The 26842-nt window shown below is 41.8% G+C and carries 17 protein-coding genes; 12 read left to right on the forward strand and 5 right to left on the reverse strand.

Going from position 1 to position 26842, the window contains the following annotated elements:
• Positions 1-56 precede the first annotated feature (56 nt).
• From HUJ22_RS00695 to HUJ22_RS00710, 4 genes are read left to right on the forward strand one after another with little or no spacing between them, the layout of a single operon-like run.
• Positions 57-872 carry a formylglycine-generating enzyme family protein gene (locus tag HUJ22_RS00695; RefSeq protein ID WP_290872232.1) on the forward strand — a complete coding sequence of 272 codons (816 nt, stop codon included), beginning with the start codon at positions 57-59 and terminating at the stop codon, positions 870-872.
• Positions 869-1483: an SCO family protein gene (locus HUJ22_RS00700; protein ID WP_290872235.1), complete on the forward strand. Its 615-nt coding sequence runs from the start codon at positions 869-871 to the stop codon at positions 1481-1483. The genes HUJ22_RS00695 and HUJ22_RS00700 overlap by 4 nt, the downstream gene beginning before the upstream one ends.
• A gap of 29 nt (positions 1484-1512) precedes the next feature.
• Positions 1513-2058, forward strand: coding sequence for a plastocyanin/azurin family copper-binding protein (locus HUJ22_RS00705; protein WP_290872237.1), 546 nt, complete (start codon positions 1513-1515; stop codon positions 2056-2058).
• Positions 2055-3317 (forward strand): alginate export family protein, encoded by a 1263-nt coding sequence (locus HUJ22_RS00710; protein WP_290872240.1) that lies wholly within the window; start codon positions 2055-2057, stop codon positions 3315-3317. Before HUJ22_RS00705 ends, HUJ22_RS00710 begins: the two co-directional genes overlap by 4 nt.
• Here the strand turns inward: HUJ22_RS00710 and HUJ22_RS00715 are convergent, their stop codons facing one another.
• A complete protein-coding gene (locus HUJ22_RS00715; protein WP_290872243.1) occupies positions 3318-3668 on the reverse strand; it encodes a DUF488 domain-containing protein in 351 nt (116 codons plus the stop codon). It lies immediately after the preceding gene.
• 415 nt (positions 3669-4083) lie between these two features.
• Between HUJ22_RS00715 and HUJ22_RS00720 the strand changes: the two genes are divergently transcribed.
• The 7 genes from HUJ22_RS00720 (at position 4084) to HUJ22_RS00750 (ending at position 17523) form a co-directional block, all read left to right on the forward strand.
• On the forward strand, positions 4084-5592 hold the full coding sequence (locus HUJ22_RS00720; RefSeq protein ID WP_290872246.1) for a glucoamylase family protein: 1509 nt from the start codon (positions 4084-4086) through the stop codon (positions 5590-5592).
• A gap of 17 nt (positions 5593-5609) precedes the next feature.
• On the forward strand, positions 5610-8702 hold the full coding sequence (locus HUJ22_RS00725) for a TonB-dependent receptor (RefSeq protein ID WP_290872248.1): 3093 nt from the start codon (positions 5610-5612) through the stop codon (positions 8700-8702).
• Between the two features lie 10 nt (positions 8703-8712).
• Entirely contained in the window at positions 8713-10188 is a 1476-nt protein-coding gene (locus HUJ22_RS00730) for a RagB/SusD family nutrient uptake outer membrane protein (protein ID WP_290872251.1), read from the forward strand.
• 49 nt (positions 10189-10237) lie between these two features.
• Positions 10238-11515 (forward strand): Ig-like domain-containing protein, encoded by a 1278-nt coding sequence (locus HUJ22_RS00735; protein ID WP_290872254.1) that lies wholly within the window; start codon positions 10238-10240, stop codon positions 11513-11515.
• A 108-nt stretch (positions 11516-11623) separates the two neighbouring features.
• On the forward strand, positions 11624-13642 hold the full coding sequence (locus HUJ22_RS00740; RefSeq protein ID WP_290872257.1) for a glucoamylase family protein: 2019 nt from the start codon (positions 11624-11626) through the stop codon (positions 13640-13642).
• 88 nt (positions 13643-13730) lie between these two features.
• Positions 13731-15197 carry a sulfatase gene (locus HUJ22_RS00745; protein WP_290872260.1) on the forward strand — a complete coding sequence of 489 codons (1467 nt, stop codon included), beginning with the start codon at positions 13731-13733 and terminating at the stop codon, positions 15195-15197.
• A 94-nt stretch (positions 15198-15291) separates the two neighbouring features.
• A complete protein-coding gene (locus tag HUJ22_RS00750) occupies positions 15292-17523 on the forward strand; it encodes a glycoside hydrolase family 3 N-terminal domain-containing protein (RefSeq protein ID WP_290872263.1) in 2232 nt (743 codons plus the stop codon).
• Positions 17524-17572: 49 nt separating this feature from the next.
• Here HUJ22_RS00750 and HUJ22_RS00755 read toward each other — a convergent pair whose 3' ends face one another.
• Positions 17573-20413, reverse strand: coding sequence for a triple tyrosine motif-containing protein (locus HUJ22_RS00755; RefSeq protein WP_290872266.1), 2841 nt, complete (start codon positions 20411-20413; stop codon positions 17573-17575).
• A gap of 235 nt (positions 20414-20648) precedes the next feature.
• Here HUJ22_RS00755 and HUJ22_RS00760 point away from each other — a divergent pair, with 235 nt between their 5' ends.
• Complete coding sequence (locus HUJ22_RS00760) at positions 20649-21674, forward strand: Atu2307/SP_0267 family LLM class monooxygenase (RefSeq protein WP_290872269.1); 1026 nt, start codon at positions 20649-20651, stop codon at positions 21672-21674.
• A 47-nt stretch (positions 21675-21721) separates the two neighbouring features.
• Here the strand turns inward: HUJ22_RS00760 and HUJ22_RS00765 are convergent, their stop codons facing one another.
• From HUJ22_RS00765 to HUJ22_RS00775, 3 genes are all read right to left on the reverse strand, one after another.
• Positions 21722-23611 (reverse strand): CocE/NonD family hydrolase, encoded by a 1890-nt coding sequence (locus tag HUJ22_RS00765; protein ID WP_290872272.1) that lies wholly within the window; start codon positions 23609-23611, stop codon positions 21722-21724.
• A 129-nt stretch (positions 23612-23740) separates the two neighbouring features.
• Positions 23741-25891 (reverse strand): cytochrome b N-terminal domain-containing protein, encoded by a 2151-nt coding sequence (locus HUJ22_RS00770; protein ID WP_290872275.1) that lies wholly within the window; start codon positions 25889-25891, stop codon positions 23741-23743.
• A 65-nt stretch (positions 25892-25956) separates the two neighbouring features.
• Complete coding sequence (locus tag HUJ22_RS00775; protein WP_290872278.1) at positions 25957-26835, reverse strand: SCO family protein; 879 nt, start codon at positions 26833-26835, stop codon at positions 25957-25959.
• Positions 26836-26842: the final 7 nt, after the last annotated feature.

A 26842-nucleotide genomic window follows, 5' to 3' on the forward strand; every position in this document is an offset into this window, starting at 1 on the left:
GCCGTTAGGGTGACTGATACTCACCCTAATGGATTATAAAATGAATTAATATTAAAATGATGAGATCCCTAAGAAACATATCTGCCCTTGCTGCCCTGATGATCTTTGTGATGACCGCTTTTATACCTGAAATCGTGTTTTCACAAACAGCAAGAGTACTTGTTCCTGCGGGATCTTTTCATTCTATTTTACCGGAAGTAGAGGGCGAACCGATTGTTGTTGATTCCTTTTATATGGATGAGACAGCCGTTACCAACGAAGAGTTTTTGGACTTCCTGAAAGCAAATCCCGAATGGAGACGCTCCGAAATCCCTCCCATTTTTACCAATAATGGTTACCTGAAAGAATGGAAATCAGATATGGAACCGGGCTATGAAAAGCTTGGGGAGAATCGTCCGGTAACCCGTGTTTCTTGGTATGCAGCAAATGCATATTGTGCAGACCGGGATGGCCGACTTCCGACTCTGAATGAGTGGGAATATTCAGCACAATTGCTGGAATTCAATACCGAAGCGGAGATGAATAAATTTAGCAGCGGTCTGATTAACTGGTATTCCGGAATTGATGTAAACAATTTGGCCGAAGTTGGTTCTACCGGAATTGAAACCACTACAGGTGTTAAAGATCAATTTGGTTTAGTGATGGAATGGGTGGAGGATTTTAAGCCTATCATCGCCGATGAACTTTCACTGGATTGCGGTACGGTGGGACGTATGAATACATTGGGCAGCGTGTACAGTTATGCGGCATCTATCAGGTACATCACCCGGATGAGTTTCAATGCAAAAATTACTACGGGAATGGTAGGGTTCCGATGTGCATATGATGAGCCGGCGCCTTCCTCCCAAAACCAAAATGGAGTATCGTTATGAAATCGTTAATTACTTTTACGTTGGTTCTTTTTGGAATTTTATCTCTTGAAGCAGTAGCGCAACACAGCCATCACGGACATAAAAAAGAAGCTCTGAAAGCAGGAGAAGTACACGAAGATCATTCGTTGTATCATTTGGATTCTGAGTTTACCAATCACCGAAATGAGAAAGTACAGCTAAGTGATTTCCAGGGTGAGCCGGTAATTGTAGTTCTTTTCTATGGAAATTGCACTCAGGTTTGTCCTATCCTTATTAAGGATACCTGGCGATTATTTAGTTCACTGGATGAATCACTTCAATCCAAAACAAAGGTGCTTGCAGTTTCTTTCGATACTGAAAACGACAGCCCTGAAGTACTGAGAGAATATGCTGAATACGAACAGCTTGATCTTCCCGAATGGCACTTCATTACCGGGAAACACACGGATATAAAAATGCTGGCTACCATGCTTGGTGTAAAATACCAGCAAACTAGTGACGGTCATTTTGCGCATTCCAATTTGGTTACAGTTCTGGATACCTTAGGCAAAATTACCAAAAGGGTGGAAGGTTTAAATCAACCTATGGAAGAAGCTGCTGCAGTGCTCGAAGGAATGTTGAAGAATTTGTAGGGGCGAATCGCATTCGCCCTTTGGCTATTATGGAATGGAACACAGATAATGCAGATGTTGCGGATCATCACAGATCTAAGATAAATGAAGAAATGAATATTCGGTTTTACATATCGTTAATTGTTCTGCTGGGAATTTCTGGAATTGCCACTGCTACTCCCTCTGATACGTTGGTAGTAAAGGTGATGGGAACCCATGATGACGCTCGATTTGAGCCGGCAATCATACAAGTACAGCCGGGCAATGTTGTCAGGTTTGAGGTAGTGGAAGGTTTGCACACGGTTACTGCTTACCATCCTGATAACAGGCGCCCGTTAAGGATACCAAATACAGCCTCTTCTTTTGATTCCGGGATGCTGAATGCCGGAGACAGTTGGTCATTGCTTATAGAAGAGGAAGGGGTAATCGATTATTTTTGCTTGCCGCATGAGAAGTTGGGACATGCAGGGCGAATTATATCAGGAACGGAATATATCATTCCAAACTATGAAGATGACCTCTTGCCTGAAGCCGTTTTGGAAACGTTAAATAAAGCACAGAAACACTTTCTAAACCAAAAGCAGACAGAATCATGATCTCGAAAAAACAACTTAATTATGTGATAATTGTCACAATGTGTATAGCCTTTCTTCCGGTTATGAGTTTTGCGCAAGTTAGTTTGACAGGTGAATTCCGGCCTCGAACTGAACTTCGTGACGGATATCAAATCTTGAATACCGATCAAAGTGATCCTGCTTTTTTTACTTCACAGCGGATGCGATTGAATCTGCTGTTTAAGGGAGATTCTTATGATTTCAAAATCTCTGCTCAAGATATTCGAACCTGGGGCGAAGTACCCCAGCTGGATGATATGCCCAATGTGAACATTCATGAAGCATGGGCACAGGTTAACTTTTCGGAAGAAGTGGGAATAAAATTAGGGCGACAAGAATTGGTTTATGACGATCAGCGTTTGCTTGGAAGTGTAAACTGGGCACAACAGGCACGCAGCCATGATGCGTTTGTTTTGAAATATGGGAATGCTTCCTCTGACTTTAAAGTAGATTTAGGGGCGGCCTATAATCAGGAAAAAGAGAATTTACAAGGGAATAGTTATACTCTGACTAATTACAAAGTACTTTCTTACTTATGGATGAATAAAAATTTTGGTGCTGGGGATGTCTCCGGTTTATTGCTGACAGACGGTTTTGAGGTTCAATCCGGTGATGTGAATTTCCGTTATACCTATGGAACTCACATCAATTATAATGTATCCAAGAATTTTAGAGCCTCAGGCACCCTGTACCTTCAGTCCGGAAAGGATGCAACCCGTACGGATATTTCTGCTTATATGACTGCATTAAAAGTATCCTATCAAGTAAAACCGCTTACTTTTACGGGTGGAATTGATTACCTTTCAGGCGGTAAAGCTGGTGACGATAACCCGGCCAAGAGTACTTTTAATACACTTTATGCTACCAACCATAAGTTCTATGGGCATATGGATTATTTCTTGAATATTCCGGCCGAAACACAAAACGGCGGTCTTCAGGATATATATGTAAGCACAAATTATACAGCTTCCGAAAAAGTTAGCGTGAATGCTACCTACCATCATTTTTCATTGACCAATGAGATTACAGATCCGGGGAATGCAGCTCAATTGTTAAACCAATCTCTGGCTTCAGAGATAGATTTTTCAGTTGCTCATAGGTTTACAAACGATATCAGGTTTCAGGTAGGCTATTCGTTGCTTTTCAGTGATGAGAGTCTTGAACGTATTCAGAATAGAGATGCAAATGGCCTGCAGCAATGGGCATGGGTCATGTTGGTGATCAGCCCAAAGATGTTGTAATCAAGACAACAGTTCGTCCAGAAATTCCTTTAATAGAACTGTGCTGTTATGTTCCTCATCCCTCGATGCATAAATCAGTGTAACCGTGTCATGATGTTTGATGAGCTCCAGCATTTCTTCTACGGCTTCCGAACTGAATAATTCACGACGGTACCGCTCCTTGAACTCTTCCCATTTATCAGGGTCATGGCTAAACCATTTTCGCAAGTCATGACTTGGGGAGATTGATTTCATCCATCGGTCAAGCTTAGCTCTTTCCTTGGAAACTCCGCGTGGCCAAAGGCGTTCGGTCAGGATCCGGTAGCCATCTTCGGGGGAAGCTTCTTCATAAACACGTTTCGTTTTAAGCATATCAGCGTTTTTTGAGGATAATTACACAAACTTAGTAACTCTTATTCTATTTGTGAAACACAGAAAAGCCCTTGAAGGTGACAATTGGGTTTGATTAGGGCGTTAAAACCACAATAAAATGAAAATTATAGGAGAACATTGAATTTCTATTGAATTAATGAATGATTTTTACCCTCAACTGTAAAATGCTTTTATCGTACTCTATACTGCTTCTGAGCAGGGTTTATTAGCAAGTGATGTAGTAATGTAGTAGTGTTAAAAAAGCGCTTTTTTGACTATGTAGTAATCATATTGGGTTTCGAAAATTTGCTTACTTCAAAACAGGGATTCATATTGAGCGAACGGAAGGAAATGCTGAATTAGGTCGAGAGTTTCCGAAATTTTATTCAGTAAAATTTTAACTGAAAAGCTGCATATGACCTCCAAAGATACACAGGTTAATTTCAGGCGCTTTTTTTTTGAAGCATTTAAAAAAGCGCTTCCAGTAATTCTAATAAGCTGCAGTTTTTTTATACAGGCTGTTGCTTATTCTACGTTTTCTTCTGAGATCGAGAGAGAAACAATTTCCTATCAGCAGGATGTACAACTTGTCTCGGATAATTTTACAGGTGACACCACCAAATTATTTTATGGAGTTCCCGAAAGCTTTGTTGAAGATTTGAAGGAGCGGACTTTTACTTATTTCTGGAATGTAGTGGATACTGCAACCTGGCAGACCGATGACCGGTATCCGAGTCGTACATTTACAAGTATAGCGGCTACCGGATTTGCATTGCCTTCCTACATAATTGGTATTCATAATGATTATATAGGCCGGGAAGAAGGAGCTGAGAGAGCATTAAACGTTTTAGAGTGGCTGTGGAATTCTCCGCAAGGCCCGGAAGCTGAAGGAATGACCGGGCACAAAGGATTCTTTTACCATTTTTTGGATTATGGAACCGGTGCCCGCTTCAAACAGGTAGAATTATCAACTATTGATACAGGCTTACTAATGGCCGGAATTCTTACGGCTCAAAGTTATTTTGAGCAAGATAACGCGAAAGAGAACAGAATCCGGGCATTGGCAGATTCCCTTTATTTACGTGTAGATTGGAATTGGGCGATGAATGATAATCCGACTATGTCAATGGGATGGCATCCCGAAACCGGGTTTATAAAGGCTCAATGGAAGGGATATAATGAAGCAATGATTTTGCTCCTTCTTGCCATGGGGTCTCCGGAACACCCCATCCCTGAAAATTCATGGGAAGTTTGGACTTCTACCTACGATTGGGAGGAATTCTATGGCTATGAGCATGTGAACTTCGGCCCTTTGTTTGGTCACCAATATTCACAGATGTTTGTGGATTTCCGCGGTATTCAAGATGAATATATGCGGGAGAAGGGCATCGATTATTTCGAAAATTCAAAGCGGGCAACACTTTCCAATCGAGCTTATTGTATAAGCAATCCCTCCGAATTTGAAGGTTATGGTGAAAATATATGGGGCTTAACGGCATGTGACGGCCCTGCAAATACAACCCTTGATAAGAATGGGAAAAGCATTCGATTCAAAACCTATCATGCCCGGGGTGCCGCTGAAGGTTATATAGAAGATGACGGAACCATTACCCCAACGGCTGCGGGAGGTTCCATCCCATTTGCCCCGGAAAAAACCTTGAAGGCTTTGTACACCATGAAGCAAAGGTACGGAGACCGGCTCTACACCAAATATGGGTTTCTTGACTCATTCAATCTCACATATAGTGAAGAAGGTTGGTTTAATCCGGATTACATCGGGATAGATCAGGGGCCTATTCTCATACAACTCGAAAACCTTCAAACAGGTCTTATTTGGAACACATTACGAAAGAATTCTTACATACAGTCAGGGTTGAAGAAAGCCGGTTTTTCCGGTGGCTGGCTGGATGAAATCGAAAAATAACTCAAAAACGGATTCGCATGAAAAAATCCATACTACTACCTATACCTAACAGATGGAGATTCAAACAATTTGTGAAGCATAGATTTCTGATGTTCACCGGATTTTTGCTGATGGTAATGATGAGTTTGGCTTTCAGCGGAAATGTGTTAGCCCAACAGGAAGTAAGCGGTACGGTGGTTGATGCCGAAACAGGAGAAACTTTACCGGCCGTAAATATTCAGGTGAAAAATACTACCCGAGGCACAACAACAGATCGCGAAGGTAATTTTACCATTAGGTTGGAGCCCGGACAAACGGTATTGGTCTTTTCCTTTGTGGGTTTTAAAACCAGGGAAGTTAACGTAGAAGGGGAGACAGAAATTCGGGTAGAGCTTCAGCCGGATGTAGGAGAATTGGATGAACTCGTAGTGATAGGCTATGGAGCTGTTCGTAAGCGGGATATGACCGGTTCGGTAGGACAACTAAGTTCAGATGATATTGGTAAAATTACCACACTGAATGCGGAACAATCGTTACAAGGGAAGATAAGTGGGGTTCAGATAACCACAACATCCGGTGCACCGGGAGCGTCAGCAGCGGTAAGAATTCGAGGGGTAGGAACCTTTAATAACTCTTCACCGATATATGTGGTAGATGGAGTGATCCTTAACGATATTTCTTTTCTGAACCCTTCGGATATAGCCTCAATGGAAGTGTTAAAAGATGCTTCTGCAACAGCAATTTATGGATCAAGAGGAGCGAATGGAGTTATCCTGGTTCAAACTAAAAGTGGGGCCGGCACAACGGGCGGGCCTATTGTAACGGTTTCTGCTGAAGGAGGAATACAGCAAGTTGAACGCCAAATTGATTTACTGGAAGGGCGTGAGTTTGCCATTATTGCCAACGAGATCCGCTCCGGTTCCTATAATAATGTGGATGCCGTCCCAAATACCAACTGGCAGGATCTGATTTTTCATATTGCTCCTATGCAAAACCATCAGATTTCGGTGAGAGGAGCAAGTGACCGTACTGATTATTATGTAAGTCTGGGTTATTTCCAACAGGAGGGAATTATTGAAAAGTCGCAGTATGAGCGTATTAACCTGAAAATCAATAATAATTACCGGATCAGTGACCAGTTCAGGATTGGAAATAATATAACCATAGCACCATACCAACAGCGTGTTGCTCCAAATGTTACTTTTGCGGCTTATCGTGCGCAACCTGTTTTAGAGCCTTACTATGATGATGGAAGTTTTGGCGTTGTATATAATGTGGGGAATCCTCTGGCTGATTTGGCTTACTCAAATAATTATAACAGCGGGGTACGGATTGTTGGTAATGTATTTGCAGAAGCAATTATAAAAGAAGACTTGCTGATAAAAAGCAGTTTTGGTACAGATGCTTCTCTGAACAGAACTAAAAACTTCACTCCGGCTTACACCGTTTACAATCCGGACGGAACGGCTTCCCAACAGGACAACCTTTACAGTGATTTGTTTAAGGGGGAAGGTTACAATTACACCTGGCTGTGGGAGAATACTGCGAATTATATAAATGACTTTAATAACCATCAGGTGAATGCAGTAGTGGGCTTAACCATGCAGGAGACACGGTCAGAGGTAATGCAATTATCCGGACAAAATGTAATACGGGATGAAGAAGACTTTTGGTACGTACAGCCATCCTACATTATTGATGAAGCTAATAATATTAACATGTTATCCTCCATATTTAACGGAGTTGATGCAGGTCAGTATTATAACATGATTTCGTATTTGGGTCGTGTAGTGTATTCATATGACGATAAGTATATGACCACGGTTACTATGAGGAGAGATGGGTCGTCAAAATTTGCTGAAGAAAATCGCTGGGGATACTTCCCCTCTTTCGCATTAGGTTGGAATGTTGATCAAGAATCTTTTATGGAGCCGGTTACGGCCGTCGATCATTTAAAACTCCGGTTCAGCTGGGGGCAAATTGGGAATGAAAAGATCAGTTATTATGACCGATTTTCGAGGGTTAACTCCGGTATTGTAGCTGTTTTTGGAAATCCTGATGCTCCTTATGTAGCTGCAACCTATGGTAAATCCGGAAATCAGGATTTGAAATGGGAAACTACCACGCAAACTGATGTGGGAATGGAACTGGGTTTATTCAATGAACGCTTGACGGCTGAAATTGACTTTTATAACCGGGTGACTGATGATATTCTGGTAGAATTATCTACTCCGGGACATTTAGGCAATGGTCAAGGGCAACGTATCCGTTATAATGCGGCTTCAATGCTAAACAGGGGGATCGAATTCAATGTAGGGTGGGCTGATAACGCCGGAGACTTTGGGTACAGCTTAAATGTAGTTGGAAATACCATACATAATGAAGTGCAAGCCATAGGTGGAAACAGCGGAATAGACTCAGTACTTGTGGGTGGTTTTTTAGCAAATGGGCAGTCGGTAACACTTTCCAAGGTAGGGCGGCCGATTGGAGCATTTTACGGATATAAAACAGATGGTATTTTTCAAAATCAGGCTGAATTGGATTCCTATCCGAATTTGTCACAGGCCGGGGTAGGAGATCTTCGCTTTAGAGATATCAATGGAGATGGCCAAATTAATGGAGAAGACCGAACCTACCTAGGTTCTCCAATTCCGGATTTTGTCTACGGCTTTTCGGTAGACCTTAATTTTAAAGGATGGGATTTCTCAGTTGGTTTACAAGGACAGATTGGAAATGAAATTTTCAATGGAAAAAATGTAGTACGTCCCGATCCTTATAACTTTGAACAACATGTTTGGGATCGATGGACCGGAGAGGGCACCAGCAATTCAGAACCCCGCCCTTCTTATGGTGGCTATAACTATTTGCCTTCCGACCGCTTTATTCATGACGGCTCTTATTTGCGGGTTCGGAGTTTGATTTTAGGATACAGCCTTCCGGAAAATATATTGGGCAAACTGGGTATGACTCAGGCAAGATTTTATGTGAAAGGAACCAACCTGTTCACCATAACAGGATATACCGGGTATACACCCGAAATAGGGAGTAACGATGTACTGTCTAACGGGATCGATACCGGTGTTTACCCTATTCCAAGGGTCATTTCTATAGGATTTAACACAACATTTTGAGGTCATAATTATGAAAATAAGTCAAGCATTATACATCATTATTTTTGGTTTAATCATCGCAGGTTGTTCTGATTTTCTAAGCGTCAATCCGCAAAGTGAACTGACACAGGAGGCTTTCCCTTCTACACAGCAGGATGCCTTACAATCCACAAATGCGGTGTATTCCACTTTAAGAAGTTGGCATTATCACAGTGGGGGCTTTCCCATTTTGGATATCATGTCAGATGATGCTCATAAAGGCAGCAATCCGGATGATGCAGCAAATACTGTTGGCCCTTATGATGATTTTACCCATTCAACTACCCAAGACGGGCTGGATCGCTGGTGGAATACCTTATACCAGGGAATCCGCCGGGCCAATATAGTAATAGAAAAAGTTCCCTCGATTGAAATGGATGAGACACTAAAGACTCGCTTTATAGCGGAAGCCCGGTTTTTGCGAGGGTTGTATTACTTTGATTTGGTACGGGCTTTTGGCGGAGTACCCTTGGTAACATCGGCCGAACCGGATCTTAAGGTTCCTCGCGCATCTGCTGAGGATACTTTTGATCTGATTGAACAAGATCTGCTTTTTGCTGCCGACAATCTTCCCCTTAAGAGTGAATATGGTGCGGATGATTTGGGAAGGGCAACGCAAGGAGCTGCCCAGGCCTTACTGGCAAGAATGTATCTGTTTCAGGGTGACTTCGTAAATGCAGAAGACTATGCATTGGATGTAATAGCTTCTGACGAATATGATCTTGAAAACGAATTTATAGATGCCAATGGTCCGGAAGGAGAACACGGAGTTGAATCTGTTTTCGAAATTGGAGCGGTTGCAAATGCAGGCCAAAGTGGAAATCAATATGCCAATACTCAAGGTGTACGCGGAACCCCAAACAGAGGGTGGGGTTTTAATCGTCCTTCCATTGATTTAAGGGAGGCATTTGAACAGGACGATCCCCGAGAATCAGGAACCATTATAGAATTGGGAGATGTAATTGACGGAATAGAAATAGTGGGTGATAGTAACACTCCCGACGAAATAACAGATGGTAGTGGTAATGTTATCGAAATTGAAAGCTACAATCGTAAAGTATGGATTCCGGGAATATCAACTAACACTCAGTTCGGCCATAACCGACGGCTTATTCGCTTTGCTGATGTACTGTTGATGGCAGCGGAAGCATTAAATGAAAATGATAGTCCGGGACAAGCTTTAATACACCTGAACAGGGTTCGCGAGAGAGCAAGACAAGGAAATGCGGGTATTTTGCCGGACATCACAGAAACGAACAAGGATGCATTGCGTGATATTATCATACATGAGCGTCGCGTAGAGTTAGCCCTGGAAGGACATCGTTTCTGGGATCTTGTACGAACAAGTAAAGCCGAGGAAGTGATGGGTGAGGAAGGATTTATCCCCGGCAAACATGAAGTATTACCCATACCTCAAAGTGAAATTGATCTTTCACAAGGAGTACTTACCCAAAATGACAATTGGTAAGAATCTAATTTTTAATTAGCCAGTTAACCAAAATCAAAACCAGTCAGTTATGAAAACGAAAAGAACAACGTTAGTGATCATGACAGCTATTACTATGATGGCTGTTATGTTTCATGCATGCAAAAAGAACAATGGAGGGCCGAATGAACTCAATATTGTCTCTATGACAGCGGGGGGAGCGGACCTGAATTCAGCAACATCACCCACAGATGTACCTGTGGATGCAACTATTGAAATAACATTCAATACAGATATTAAAGCCGAAACAGCAACTTCTAATAACATTACACTTATACAGGATTATGATGAGGCGAATATACCAATACAGATTACTGTAAGTGGTCCTACGCTTACCATACAACCGGAAGCTGCACTGGGTGCGGGCATACTCTATCAGCTTAACCTGACAAGCGGTTTATTAAGTACTGATGATCAACCACTAGCCCAAACATCTCGTACATTTACAACAGCAGGGACTTTTACTCCTGCGGGCATCATCGCAAACTGGACGTTTGAAAACAGTGCTGAGGACGTAGCAGGAAATTATGACCCATCCACTGATGGAGTAGTGGATATCACATATGCTGCTAGCCGAAACGAGACCGCCGGTCAAGCTGCGGTATTCAATGGGAATACCAGTATCATTGAAATTCCGATGGCAGACCCTCTCGTTGAAACCAGTGACTTTACCATCAGTTTTTGGATGAAGCCAAATTCCGATCATGTAAACGAAAACGGAGATCCGGCCGGTCATTTTGTGATGGGACTTGGAGCTTTCTATGGCATTCAGTATGAAATATTTTCAACCTATGAAGGTTCGAAATTCGCCATTCGCTATGAAATAGCTAACGACCCGGATTCTACAACCGGTGAAGATATGTGGTTCCCAGCGGAAGCAACAGATAACACTAATGGCGGCTGGCAAGGTTGGGACTATGCCCGAAGTTTAACACCAACAGAAATGCAAGGGTATCTGAAAGACAGCTGGACTCAGGTGACATATACTTATGATGGAACAGATAAACGAGGCACGCTCTACTTTAATGGCCTAATCATGAAAAGCTTTGACTTTGACCTATGGCCAGACGGTGACCCAAAGCAAAGTGTTACAGGTATGACTTATGCCGGTTCAGAACCTGATGTAGTGAATGATCTTGCTTTTGGGTTCATCCATTCCCGAGAAGGCACCATGTGGGATAACGAACCTTGGGGTGGCTATGACTTCGAAACGGCTAACCATTTTAAAGGTCAGCTTGATGATGTAAAAATCTATCATAAAGTTCTTACAGAAACTGAAATTCAGTTGATGTACGACTCTGAAAGCTAAACAAGTGTATTAATCAATCATAAACAAAATCCGGTATGGAGTCTGCTAAATTTTGGCAAGTCCATGCCGGTATTTTTTATAGAGAAAGTTATTTTCAACCATATTTTCATGCGAAATAAAGTTCACATACGTATAGCCTATTTTAAAAATACATGCATGATTTTGTATGGTTTAATAATGCTGCTTTTATTCACAGCATGTGATCAAAATAATGCAGGACAGAATTCTGACGTATTTCAGTTGTTGAAAGTGTCTGCAGATAATGTAACACTGTCATCAGGCCAAACAGTAAAAAATATATCCGTAACAGCGACTTTTCGAATTGAATTTTCGGCATCGGCTGATACAGTTTCTGCTAAAAATAGTATTCAGCTTATAAATTCAGACGAAGAAGAACTTCCGCTCGAGTATAAGTTTGAAAATAATTTACGGGACATTGTTGTCCGGGGTATTCAACCCCTTAAATGGAAAACTTCTTACCAATTGGTGATTTCAAATACGCTGGAATCAGGCCAAGGTGCAGATTTCCCCGGAATTGAATATAGTTTTGAAACAATAAACGGTCAGCTTGAACTGGTTTCGGCTTCTTTAAATGAAATTGATTTAACCTCTTCGGGGCAAAAAAGGGACATCCAATTTGACGATATCCAACTTGAGTTTACGTTCTCAGAAGAACTGGATGAACAGAATTATCAGAATTATTTTAATATCAGTCCTTCATTCTCAAAAAACCTTACTCTTTCTCCTGATAGTCAGACCGTAACAGTGACGAACACTGAACCACTGGATTATTATCGGCATTATTCTATAAACATCAATAGTAGTCTGAGTGCTGCAAATGGATTTGAGTTTGACGGATTTGAGCGCACTTTTCAAACAGGATTGGACCCGAGTCCAAAATTCCCGTCAATTACAGATGAACAATTACTTACTAAAGTACAGGAGGCCACTTTTCAATATTTTTGGGATTTTGGACATCCTGTCAGCGGCTTGGCAAGGGAGCGAAATACCTCAGGTGAAACAGTAACAACCGGAGGCAGTGGCTTTGGTTTAATGGCTATCATTACCGGAATACACCGGGGCTTCATTACAAGAAATGAAGGTATTACACGTATTCAAAAAATCGTTGATTTTTTGGCTACAGCCGACCGGTTTCATGGTGCCTGGTCTCATTGGTTGAATGGCTCAACCGGAGATGCTATTGCATTTAGTACTTATGATGACGGGGGAGATTTGGTGGAAACGGCATTTATGGCTCAAGGTCTTATTACCGTAAGACAATTCCTGGATGAAAATATCGCAGCTGAAAGTGAACTCATTAACGATATCAATTTATTGCTGAATACCATTGAATGGGATTGGTACACACGAGAGGGCCAAAATGTTTTGTATTGGCATTGGTCGCCAAATCATGGCTGGGAAATGAATATGAAAATCAAAGGCTATAATGAAGCCTTGATTGTATATGTTCTGGCGGCATCTTCAGGAAATTATGGTATCGCACCTGAGGTATATCATCAGGGATGGGCATCATCCGGTAATATCATAAATGGAAATTCATTTTACGGAATAACTTTACCTCTTGGATATGACTATGGAGGGCCCCTTTTCTTTTCTCATTATTCGTTCCTGGGGCTTGATCCCCGTAATCTTTCGGACACTTATGCAGATTATTGGCAACAAAATCGTAACCATACATTGATTAATAGAGAACATAACATCATCAACCCAAATAATTTTGTGGGATACAGTTCTGACAGTTGGGGGCTTACTGCAAGCGATAATCCCTTTGGTTATTTAGCCCATGAACCTACACGCGATAATGGCACGATTACTCCTACAGCTGCTATTTCGTCCATCCCATATACTCCGACAGAATCTATGGAAGCCATGAGGCACTTCTATTTTATACTTGGAGATAAACTATGGGGGGAATACGGTTTTCATGATGCTTTTAACCCAACGGAGGGTTGGTGGGCTGATTCATACCTCGCAATAGATCAGGGGCCGATTATTATAATGATTGAAAATTACCGTTCGGGGCTGTTATGGGATCTGTTTATGACAGCGCCCGAAGTGCAGAACGCATTAAGCCAGCTTGATTTTTCAGTCGGAGAGCAATTTTAATTGAATAAGTTTGAGTCATGGTACTTATTAAAACATTACCGAATTGGAGATTACTTATACGCATTACGGTTTATAAAAAATAATCATCATGAAGAAGCCATTACTGCATATCATTATTTCAACTGTAATTATTACTGTCATAAGCCTGGGGTATTTCCTTCCGGCTGTTGCCCAAACTAATCAGCCTCAAAACGTAGTTTTTATTCTTAGTGATGACCACCGCTACGACTTTATGGGCTTCCATGAAAATGCACCTTCCTATATTGAGACTCCCAATTTGGACCGGATGGCGGCTGAAGGGATGCATATTAAAAATGCCTTTGTTACTACTTCTCTTTGCTCGCCTAGCCGCGCTTCAATTTTAACGGGGCAATATGCCCACAATCATCAGGTAGTTGATAACACCAGCCCCATTCCTGAAGCTACTCGTTTTTTTAACGAAGACATACAGCAAAACGGATATCAAACAGCTTATATAGGTAAATGGCATATGGGCGAAGTAGACGATAGTCCGAGGCCGGGGTGGGACCGGTGGGTTAGTTTTCGGGGGCAAGGGGTGTATTCAAATCCAACCCTGAATGTGGACGGAAAGCGCGATGAGTATGTGGGCTATACTACAGATATTTTAACTGACTTTGCTGAAGAATGGCTTGAAGAACGAAGTAAGAATAATAATGAGCCTTTCTTTCTGTATCTGTCTCATAAAGCAGTACACGCTGAATTTGAGCCCGCTGAACGCCATGAAGGGCATTATGCAGACATTGATATCGAATATCCCGAATCTATGGATAAAACCGAGCGGAATTACCGAACTAAACCCGATTGGGTGAAGGCACAACGTAATAGCTGGCATGGAGTGGATTATCCGTATCACGGCGAAATGAATTTCGATGAGTTTTACCGTAAGTATATAACAACTCTGCTGGCACTTGATGAGAGCGTAGGACGCATCTTGAATTATCTTGAAGAGTCGGGCTTAGCTGAAAACACCTTAGTAATTTATATGGCGGACAATGGTTTTTTGCACGGTGAACATGGATTAATCGATAAACGCAATGCTTATGAAGAGTCAATTCGCGTTCCCATGTTGGCATGGGGTCCTGGATATGTTGAAGCCGGAAGCCAAATTGATGAATTGGTACGAAATATTGACATCGCTCCCACTATCCTTGAGTTATTTGATACCAACAGTTCAATTGATATGGATGGCTTGTCTTTTCTGTCATTATTAAGTGGAAAAGGTGAACAACCTGACAGGGAGTTTTTGTATGAATACTATTGGGAGCCGGCCTTTCCTCATACTCCTACTACTTTTTCTATCCGGGGGGACCGCTATAAATATATTTTTTACCACGGAGTATGGGATCGTGATGAACTTTATGATTTGCAGGAAGATCCCCAAGAGCGCTATAACCTGGCTGAAGTACCTCATTACATTGATTTAAGAAATGAAATGAGAACTCGTCTCTTCGACAAAATGGAAGAACAGGATGCAATGAGTATTCCGGTACGAAGGGCAGGATGGCAAGCTGATGAAAAACTTATTGATAATTAAATAAACTCATAAACCCAATTTCAGAATTTATTTAAAAGGATGCGGGTACCATCTGAAAACTAATTTTAACAAGACAATCCGGAGTTCAAAGAACATGAAAAAATCGAGCTTAATATTGATTGCTGCTTTTACCTTGATCATAAATGCATGCGGAGATTACAATCCCGGTTCACATGCTGATAGTGGCTTGGATCAAAAAGTTGATTCTGTACTGACAATGATGACTTTAGAAGAAAAAATTGGCCAGCTTACTTTATTTACAAGTGATATGGACCAAACCGGGGCATTTCTGCGGCCGGAGTATATTGAGGATATTAAAGCCGGAACTGTGGGGGCCATTTTCAATGCTTATGGTTCGGAATATACTCGGTCATTACAGGAAATGGCGGTAAATGAAACACGTTTGGGTATTCCATTATTGTTTGGTTATGATGTAATACACGGGCATCGTACTATTTTTCCTGTTCCTCTTGCTGAAGCCTCAAGCTGGGATATGGATATGATTCGTAAGTCAGCAGAAGTTGCCGCACGAGAAGCCACATCTGAAGGGTTGCACTGGACCTTTGCACCCATGGTCGATATTGCTCGGGACCCCCGTTGGGGCCGAATGGTAGAGGGGAGTGGAGAGGATGTTTTTCTTAGCTCCCGGATTGCGGCTGAAAGGGTGAGAGGTTTTCAGGGAGATGACTTAAAAGATTTAAATACATTGGCTGCAACAGCCAAACACTTTGTTGCTTACGGCGCTGCTAAAGCCGGCCGAGATTATCATAGTGTGGATATGTCGGACAGAAAGCTTAGGGAAGTCTATTTACCTCCATTTAAGGCTGCACTGGATGCCGGAGCCGTCTCTGTTATGACGGCCTTTAATGACCTGAATGGTATTCCTGCCACAGCTAACGAGTACTTATTCAAAGACATTTTGAGAGATGAGTGGGGGTTTGAAGGATTTGTAGTTACTGATTACACAGCCATCATGGAATTGTTGTATCACGGTGTAGCTAAAGACGAACATCATGCCAGCAAATTAGCGTTGGATGCCGGTATAGATATGGACATGCAGGATGGTTTCTATCAACAAACATTAGCTGATTTAGTGGAAAGCGGACGAGTGAGGGAAAGCCAAATTGATGAATCAGTAAAAAACATCTTAAAAGTTAAATTCAAACTGGGCTTGTTTGATGATCCATTCCGTTACAGTTCAGTTGAACGCGAAGAAGCAGAAATTATGAAGCCGGAAAATATAGGCGCGGCCCGGGATATGGCGCGTCGATCCATCGTGCTTCTTAAAAATGAAAATAATGTATTACCTATTGATGAATCCGTAAAAACCATTGCCGTAATAGGGCCGATGGCAGATAATAGAAGAGATCTGATAGGAAGCTGGTCGGCAGCCGGGGACTGGACTAAATCGGTTACACTTTTGGAAGGTTTGAAGAAGAAGATGCCGGATGTAAATTTTATTCATGCTAAGGGAGCCGATATAGAAGGGGAGAGTCGCTCCGGATTTTCGGAAGCTGTTACCGCAGCTCGCCAAGCTGATATGGTTATTCTTGCCCTCGGCGAAGCCTACTGGATGAGTGGGGAAGCTGCAAGCCGTTCTGATATCAGTTTACCCGGAGTTCAAGAAGAGCTGGCAAAAGAAATTCATGAAACAGGAAAACCCATAGCTGCTGTACTTATGAACGGCCGTCCGCTTACCATAAATTGGTTAGATGAAAATATTCCGGCAATTTTGGAAACCTGGTTTTTGGGAACTACTGCCGGTGATGCCATCGCTGATGTGTTGTCAGGTGATTACAATCCATCCGGAAAACTGCCGGTAACCTTTCCACGAAATGTAGGTCAAATACCAATTCACTATGATATGAAAAGCACCGGCCGGCCATTCGATGCAAACAATAAATACACCTCAAAATACCTGGATGTACCCAACGATCCTTTATATGAATTTGGCCACGGCTTAAGCTATACAACTTTTGACTACGGCCCGCTTATGCTCTCATCCCAAACAATGCAACCTTCCGATAGTTTGAGAGTTAGAGTCACTGTTCGAAACACCGGAGAGTATGAAGGAGAGGAAGTGGTGCAGCTATATCTGCACGACAAAGTAGCCTCGATAGCACGATCGGTTCGTGAATTGAAAGGATTCCAGAAAATTAAGTTGGAGCCGGGGGAATCGAAAGAAGTTGAATTTATCATTACCAATGCAGACTTGTCTTTCTATCGTGCAGACATGAGCTATGGTTCTGAACCCGGTAAATTTATGGTGTTTGTTGGAGGAAGTTCCAGTGATACCCAATCAGCAGAGTTTGTGCTGGAAGATTAGTGGATGGGATGGCATTGGTTTAAATTGGAATAAAAGTGTACTGCAAGACCTAAAAAGTCATGATAAGCTCATTTAGGTTTGTATCAGTAGAAAGATCCAGACGCTTACGCAACCTGTAGCGACGTTCTTCTACACCCCTGACCGAAATGTTCAATAATGGAGCTATTTCTTTTGAAGAAAGATTCATGCGTAAATAGGCGCAAAGTCTGAGGTCGCCCGGAGTAAGTTGGGGATATTCTTCTTTGAGCCTTTTGAAAAAATTTCCATGGGCTTCATTATATAATTGCTCAAATATCTCCCATTCATGTTCATCCTCAATGCCTTCTTCAATTAGGTTGTTGAGCGTTTTGAAATATTTATCTGGAAGCTGATTTCCAAGTTTTTCCTTTTGGGTTTCCAGTTCTTCTTTTAAAGAATTCAAAAGGTTATTCTTTCGCATCATCGCCATGGTACTTGATGCCAACTGAGCAGATTTGTGCTCTACTTCTGACTGAAGTTTCTCATTGGTAAGCTTGATGATTTCTTTTTCGGCTTCTTCTCTGTCACGAAGTGTTTTCTTATGCTTTTTTTCTAAATCTTTGCCCAAAGCTTTCCAGCGTTTGCGAGACATATTCAACCGAATCATAAAGGCAAAAGAAGCAATCAGAATGAAATACAATACATAGGCACCGGTTGTGAGATACCAAGGTTGCCTTATGGAAAAGTTAAAAGAAGCTGTTTCAGTAAGTAGGCCATTAGTGCCGATAGAACGAACAGAGAAGGTATAGGAGCCGGAAGGCAGGCGAAGATATTCAGCACTGGTATTGGTTGTCCATTCTCCCCAATCAGTATCCAGATTGTCCAATTTGTATTGAAAAAAAGCTTGATTCCCTACCACTTGTGAGGTACTCCAGTTAAATTGAATCGAATTATTTCGATAGGCTAAATCAACATCTGTTGATTCTTTAGGGTCTATAAGAGTTGTTACATCTTGAGTATTAGAGACCAGTACCGACTGAATTTCAACAGAGGGCTTGGGATATTTTGAGCGGTTGATCATATCAAAGTTCAGAGTAGCAAAACCATCATCAAGGCAAATTAAATAAAGGTTCTCCCGAAGCGGAATGATGTTTTCATATCTATCAACTAAGTTGAAATTATACATTTCAGGCAGCATACGGTAAAGCAGGCGGATGGAGTTAAAATGGATTTGAAAAAGATTGATTTCCGATTGTTTTATGACCCAGTATTTTTGATCTCCGGCAGGTATAATATTCTTGACGGTTCCTTTTTCAGTGAAATAACCGTCAAGATCGGTGTAAGGGACAAACTTTTTATTTATAGCATCCCACTGATACAACGTATCTGCGAAGGAGGTCATAATACGATTGTCTAGCTTAAACACATGATTTGTGTTTTGTGGCAACCCCTCATCCAATCCTATTTTGTGCACCTGTTCCACATTATCAAATTGCATGTTAGGCTGAAGTTGGTACATACCTCTTACAGTGTGCCCCAGCCAAATATTTCCTAAGTGATCAAATTCAAGGAATCGTGCGGGAGTCGAAAAACCTGAAAGAGTATATGACTCTTCCCATATGTTTGATTTTTTTTCATAAACAACCAGGTCACTGTAAGTGCTTTGCAATAATATATTTCGGTCGTTATCAGGATATGATTTTAAATTATAGCCTCCATGCACCGACCCTACTTTTTGAAGGCTTTTGTTTTGAATTACGTATGTACCATCATTTAAACCGGTATATAGCAAGCCGTCAAATTCCTTAATAAACCAAACTTGTCCCTGTGATTCAGGAATCAGGCTTTTGTCAAAAAAAATTCCGTTGTTATCCTGTTTAAACCAATATATCCCCTGATTAGTCCCAATATATAATTCCTCGTTAAAAAGAGCCGCTGCATACACACTACCGATCCCGTCAAGTTCATCACGATAGGTGTGGATGGGTGTATCAAAGGCAATATAATCAAGACCTTTGTCCATACCCACCCATATATTATCAAAAGGATCTGCAGCCAGCGATAAGATGGTATTATTTTGAAGCTGGTTTTGGGTGTTTAGGTTTTTAAGGAAGTTGAAGTCCAGGTCAAAGATATACAGGCCGTTCAGTATGGTTCCGATCACAATTTTATTTTGCGTTCGTACCATCGTATTTAGTTTGTTTCGAACCATCTCATCTTTTCGATCCACATTCCAACTATTGAAAGACGTCCCATCATATATGTAAAGCCCTTTGGAAGTTCCTATCAGGATCTCATTATTGGGTAATTCTATAAATGATTTTACCTCTTCATCTTGAAAAAAATCACTTCCTTCAATTGGAACAAATGCATCATTCTGAAGCCGGAGCAATCCACCCTGAATTTGCTGTGTGTAAACTTCACCGCCAACATTATGCAGGAACATTAATGATCCCGAAGTGTTAATTCGATATACATTCTCTTGATCATAACAATACACCGAGCCAAAACTATGAAAGTATATTTTTCCTTTATGCTCTACAATTTTCCAGATCTCATCATTATTCATATCCGGATTTTCAAGCTGTGAAGCCAGTGAATGATAGGTAAGTTCCCCGTCGTCGTTTTCTTCCCAATAGCCAAATTCTTCAAAAGCTCCGGTGAATAGCGTGTCGCCTATATAGGCGACAGATCGAAAGATAGTTCGTTCAGGTAATTCGTAAAGCCTTATATCTGTATTTTCAAGTACTAATAAACCGGAGTTGTTAGCAACAAAAATTCGTTGCCCTCCATCACTGGCAATATCCCAATTTTGGTTTCCGGCTTTAGACTCATTGACGCTATAGTTATTTACCTGAAAACTGATTTGTGCCAATGAGGTCGGCATTTCCACTAGAAAAAATATCAACACAAAAAAGGCAAATCGTGCCATATGGTTTTGTATGCTAAGAATTTGATAACGCCCTGCCCTTAAATAATAACATAATTAATTAAAAAATGAACAAAGCATTAGTATGGGGTTAAAAGGGAGGTGACGTGGTCATTGATTTTGCTTTGCTATTGAAAAATCAACCCAATCGATGAAATCAATCTGATAAGGAGTCTTTTTTGGTAAAAATATACTTAGTTTAACATTGAACTAAGTAACTGACAATTAATAGAAAATTATGGAACTTGGTATTTACACTTTTGTGGAAAATACACCTAACACGGATACTGCAAAGGTACTTCACCCAGCCGAACGCCTTGAAAACCTGATGGAAGAAATTGAGATGGCCGATAAGTTGGGACTGGATGTTTTTGCGATCGGGGAGCATCACCGGGAAGAGTATGTATCATCCTCGCCGTCAACACTGTTGGCAGCAGCGGCCACGCGGACCAATAACATCAAGCTGAGTTCAGCCGTAACCGTGCTGGGTTCGGAAGATCCGGTTCGGGTGTATCAGCAGTTTTCTACCATTGATCTTCTTTCTAAAGGGCGGGCTGAAATTATGGTGGGGCGAGGATCTTTTGTCGAGTCTTTTCCTCTTTTCGGCTATGATTTGAAAAATTATGAGGAGTTATTTTTAGAGAAACTGCAATTATTGCTAAAACTGAGAGAAAGCGAGGTTATTAGCTGGGAAGGAAAACACCGACCTAATATTGATAGCAAAGGAGTTTATCCTCAACCGTATCAGGAAAAATTACCGGTTTGGAGAGCGGTAGGGGGAACGCCGAAGTCAGCTTATGAAGCAGGGGCAATGGGCATTCCGATGGCGATTGCCATAATTGGAGGGCAGCCGGCACAATTCAAACAGATGGTGGAGATTCATAGACAAGGTGCTAAAGATTATAATGAACCTGAACAACCGATCAGTATAAATTCCCACGGATTTATAGCCGATACCACTCAGGAAGCTGCCGATATTGCTTTTCCGGCTTTCAAGACCACGATGGATAAGATCGGAAAAGAGCGCGGATGGCCACCTATGAGCCGCCAACAGTTTGATGCTTCCATTACTTTAAAAGGAGCAAATGTAGTAGGGAGTCCGCAGGATATTATTGACAAGATCATGTATCAGCATGAGATATTTGGTCACGATAGGTTCTTACTGCAAATGAGTGTGGGTAGTGTTTCACACGATAAATTACTTCGTTCTATTGAGCTTTTTGCAAAGGAAGTGGCGCCGGCGGTGAGGGAAAAGCTTAGTTAATTAATTGATCCTGTCCAGGCGAATGCCTGGGCAGAGTAATACGATTTTTACTTCTTTTGCAAAATGGGCAACGTGATACTGCTTGGATATTCAGGTGAATGATGAATGACATTGGTCGCGGTAATACTTTCAATCTCATCATAATTATTCCCGCCGGTGTTAAGGTTCCGGTCAAAGCGAGGGAAATTTGAGCTGGAGACTTCAATCCGGATGCGATGGCCTTTTTCAAAATAGTTACTGGTAGACATTGGTGTCATGTTGACTTCATAGACTTCACCTTCCTTCATAAAAACCTCTTTCTCATATCCTTCACGATAGCGAACCCGCTGGATAGTTTCGTCAAGATTATAAGCCCTTCCGTCCGGATACACATCAATTAGTTTAATAGTAAGGTCGGTGTCCTTTACATTGGAAGATAAAAAGAGACGAGATTCTATAAAGCCACTTACTTCAATGCCTTCTTCCAGCGGTTCGGAGGTGTATACTAATATATCGTTCCTTAACTCCATTTCCTGCTGATCAAAAGATCCGCCTTGTACCGCATTTCCGGTGCAGCAAACGTTACCGCCATAGGAAGGAACAGGGTTTAAAGGATCATAAATAAAGGTATCCTGATTACCAGCACCAGTTTTATCGGTAATGAGTTTTCCATCTCCCTTTCTTGAATTTGCATTACCTTCACTGTGGAGGTAATAAGTAGTGTTTACCGCATTTTTAGGAGGCCAGGCATCTGCTGTTTGCCATTTATTGGAACCCATGGTGTAATAGGTAACCCGCGATTGTTCTTTGGTAATATCATTTTTTTCTCCCTTCAACCAAAAGTCAAACCAATCATAAATGATCTCTGAATACGGATAGGTGGCATCACCTACATTTCGTTCACCAACAATGGTCTCTTCGGTAGCCCTTGTAAAACCGCAGTGCAGTGTTGGGGCAATAACCAGGTATTGATGGTCTCTCACTTCAGGATCAGAAGCATTTTCTCTCACGTGATTAAACAAAGCCAAATTCGGGCTGGTGGAGACATCATACCAAGAAACAAACCAGAAGCTGGGTACTCCAAAATCCATATCATCATGATATAATCCTCCCTCATACCATTTTGGATCATTGGGTTTGCGGGTGATCATTTCTTCATAGATTCCTTTTGGGCCGTTTACATTTTCAATGATGTCTTCAACGGGAAGATGTTTTAAGGCTTCAGCCCAATCCACATCCGGATATGTGGGAGCCATATCATAAAAGCGCTGCAGGCGAAGTAAATCTTCCTGTGAAATCCCTTTCGGAAGTTTGGGGGCCATAGGATCGTGTTGGGTGCTGTATAACCATGAGGTGAAAAGCATTTGGCCGGCTCCACCCCGGTACCAATTTCCTTGCTCATAAAATTCACCTACTTTACCTACACCAGCTCCATAACCCTGCGGAACCATGGCTGCGTGGGCGGGATGATCCATAGCTGCAACTGCCATTTGCCATTCGGCGGTTGAAGAACATCCCAAAGTCCCAATTTTTCCGTTACTCCAGTCTTGTTCACTCATCCAAGTAAAAGCTTCATATCCATCCGTAAGTGGTGTCCCCAAGATATTCCAGTCTCCTTCTGAAAAAAACCGGCCGCGTTCGTTTTGCACTACATAGGCATATCCTTGTTTCACGGCATCCAGGGCTCTGGAAAGAGTTCTGGTGGATAATTCGCCATTGCGGTAAGTATTAAAATTATAAGGCGTACGCGAAAAGATGATAGGCACAGGTTCATCAGTTTTTGGCCGGTAAATATCTGTCGCCAGCCTTACACCATCACTCATTGGCATCATTACTTTTTGGTCAATAATGGCAATTTTTTCGAGTTCTTCCAGAACCTTTTCATTTTGGGCAAAAAGAGTACTGCCAAAGCATAAAAGTGAGAGTAAGACTAAAAGAGAAAAGCGAATTATTTTCATGATTTTGGGATAGGTTTATTAACAAGCGTAAAATATCTTAATAACGGCTAAAGTCAATCTTTTTGAATAAATATCACAAGGTTGATTTAATAAAAAAACTACACAAATGCTTTAGTTGAAGGAGCTCAATTAATGATTATCTCTGGTATACCATTGATATCCTGCTTGTTCGCTAAATCTCAAGACAACCCGTTCGCCTTTTTGAATATACAGTTCTTGTTCGTCGCTCCTTTCCCAGTCAATGCCATCTTCCAATACGTCTCCAAATTGAACTGTTAAAGTATGATCTCCGGGATTTAATGGGATATTTATAAGTCCGCTGCTATAGCCTCTGCTGAAAATGCCTTTGGGCTCATAGTATTTTTCAAATAATACTTTGCCATCAGCCCCGGTTACTTTTACTGCCACATCTGATCTCCGCTCAACTTGTTGAACATTTTTACGCTGCATATGTTTGGGCAGATTCTCATTGTTTTGTTGTTCAGAAAAAACAGGAGCACCTTCTTTTTTGAAAGATATGATCAACTCAGACTCTTTATCGGGAAGGGGGATTCCGTAGGAGCTGGGCCAAATGGTAAAACCGGCAATAACACCCGCAATAATGATCCCGATTACAGTTTGTTTCCAAAATGGGGTATTTAGTTTTTTAGGCTTTTCAGTTTTCTTCTTTTCTCCGAATTCCTGGGCTTCGTTAAGAAATTTTCCGAATTCAGGTTTGTCTAATTTTAAATATAACACTTTGTCAACCTCATAACGGTCTTTACGAAATTCGGGATGACGGTCGCCTTCAATTCGTTCGCCCATCCAGTCGGCTCCCAGCCTGAAGTCGGGATCTGACTCACACCCCATGACCAGCACGCCATCGGCTCCTTTTTTTAGAGACCTTTCAATAAGCGTGGGGTGTATCCATCCGGCACAAGGTAAAGTGCATACCAGGTAGCCCGGCATTTCTTTGCACAGCCCTGACTCTGAATCTATAGTAAGTGAGCTTCCTGCACTGTTTCCGCACACAAAAGCTACATTTTGGCCTTCAAGGGTTCGGTCGTCATCCAGCCAGTTGTCTAGTTTTCTTCGGATTTCCCAGGGAGACAAGTTGGGGTAGTCAATGGCAACGGGATCACAGGATCCCACGCAGATACCACATGAAACACATATGGAGTGATCGATTTCCGCGACAAATTCACTCTTCTTCATGTTTCCTTTTCCGCGGGGCACCATGGTAATTGCATTGTAAGGACAGTCATAAAAACATTGCACGCACCCGTTACACTTCAATTCATCTACTACCGGTTGCGTGTCTTTTTTTCGCCGCTTCATGAGCCAGGGTATACCAGATATAGTCACAAAACCTACGAGGAAAATAAGCCAAAGTGCCCCTCCTTGTAGTCTTTCAGTGAGGATAAGGGGGAGCAGGTAGAAATAATCTCCGGTCACATTATTGGGAGCGGTCATTAAATCGGCTCGTCCCTCAATGTCAGCAGGGAAAATCAGGGAAACAATGATCAACGAGGCTAACAGTAAAATGGAGAATTTAGCATTCGTAAAAAAAGCCGGTTTATTGAGCCTGGAAACGTGCAGCCAGATGGCGATACCAAAACCAATGGGGATGAGCATGTGCATAAAGAAAACAATCAAAAACAAAACGGAGTTAAAACTGTCTCCGGTCAAAAAAGAAGCTTTTAAAGGTTCTGCAAAAATGGGCAGGACATCCACCATTTTTGCGGTTGCCGTGGCTATCATAGCACCGCGTTCATCCCATACCAGCCAATAACCGAGCCATCCATCGAACCAAATCAAGAGGAAACCAATGATGCCGGTTACCCATGCCAGCCAGCGGGAACCGGTAAAGCGGGCTCCAAAAAAGACTTTAAATGCATGAAAAACTACAAACAAGATAAAAGCGTCGGAGCTGTAACGATGCAGGCTTCGGATCAATTCCGCAGTGTATGGCTTATCTGCCATGGCTGCTACGGTGTCATAGGCTTCATGAACACTGGGGTTATACCAAATCAGCAGTGCAAACCCGGTTACAACCGCTATCGCAAACATGAAATTTGCAATAGCACCGGTCTGTATAAAAGGGTGATATGGTTCAGGAATATATTTGTGGGTGAAGCCATCAAGTTTTCGAAACCATTTATAGACAGCATCTAAAATTTCACGGCCGCGCATGGATGAGTCAGGACCTGCATCAGAGGCTTTTACGACATTGGTTTTAAATTTCTGCCAGTTCCACTGGTTCTCGTTGACTTCAAGATTATTATCTTTTTTTGATGACATGCTCTGTCTTAAATTTAAATCATGAGAGTTGTAATTACTGCTTTCTCACGCCTGCTTTTTAACTCTTAGTGGCTATAACGGTCTGGTATTTCTTCGCTAATGAGGAGTTTCAGGGCCTGGGTCATCCAATCTTGCTGTAGTTCCCCAAGGGCAAACCGATAGGCAAGAGTTCCTTCACGATCGAGGACCATAAAGAGATTTGCATGGCTGATATCGGGGGAATCTTCCATTTTGAAACGGGATACATTTAGCCTGTCCAATAAAGTATTGACATCATCAACATCTCCTGTTAATAAATGTACGTTATAATTTTCAAAACCGTATTGATCGGCCACCCGATTTAATACGTGCGGAGTATCGATTTCCGGCTGCATGGTAATAGCCATTAATATTACTTCTTCCCGTTCTTTTTCGGTGAGGTTGTTAAGAGTTCGTTTTGCCTGATCAAGGATCATTGGGCATGTATGGGTGCAGGTAGCATAGATGGAGGTAAGTATTACCACTTTTCCCTTATAATCCTGCAAACTCACCGGCTCTTCCCTGTGATTAATCAGACTAAATTCAGGGGGGGATAAAGAAACCCTGAGCGCTTCCGGACGAAACTCAAAATTACCTTCAGACGGCATTTCGTACATCATTAAAAATGAAGCTACAACGGAAATGACCAGAAAAACGGCCATAGCCGCATGATTTTTAATAATGAAAGGGGAAGCAAAGACCCTTTTTAGGGGCTCATGCCAGACGAAGAATATTACCAACGCCAGCATCACCGGATTGATCGTAAACATAAACATGTATATCCATTGAAAACTTCCGGTTTCAGGGTCATATCCAAAGCACAATACTTTGAAGTCTTCAGCAAAAGCTCCCCAAGCGGTATCACTAACCGGGATAAATGCCATAATCATGATGAGTACCCAGGATAGAAACAAGGTAATCAGCATAAAGACC

Source organism: Gracilimonas sp. (genome assembly GCF_014762685.1).
GTDB lineage: Bacteria > Bacteroidota > Rhodothermia > Balneolales > Balneolaceae > Gracilimonas.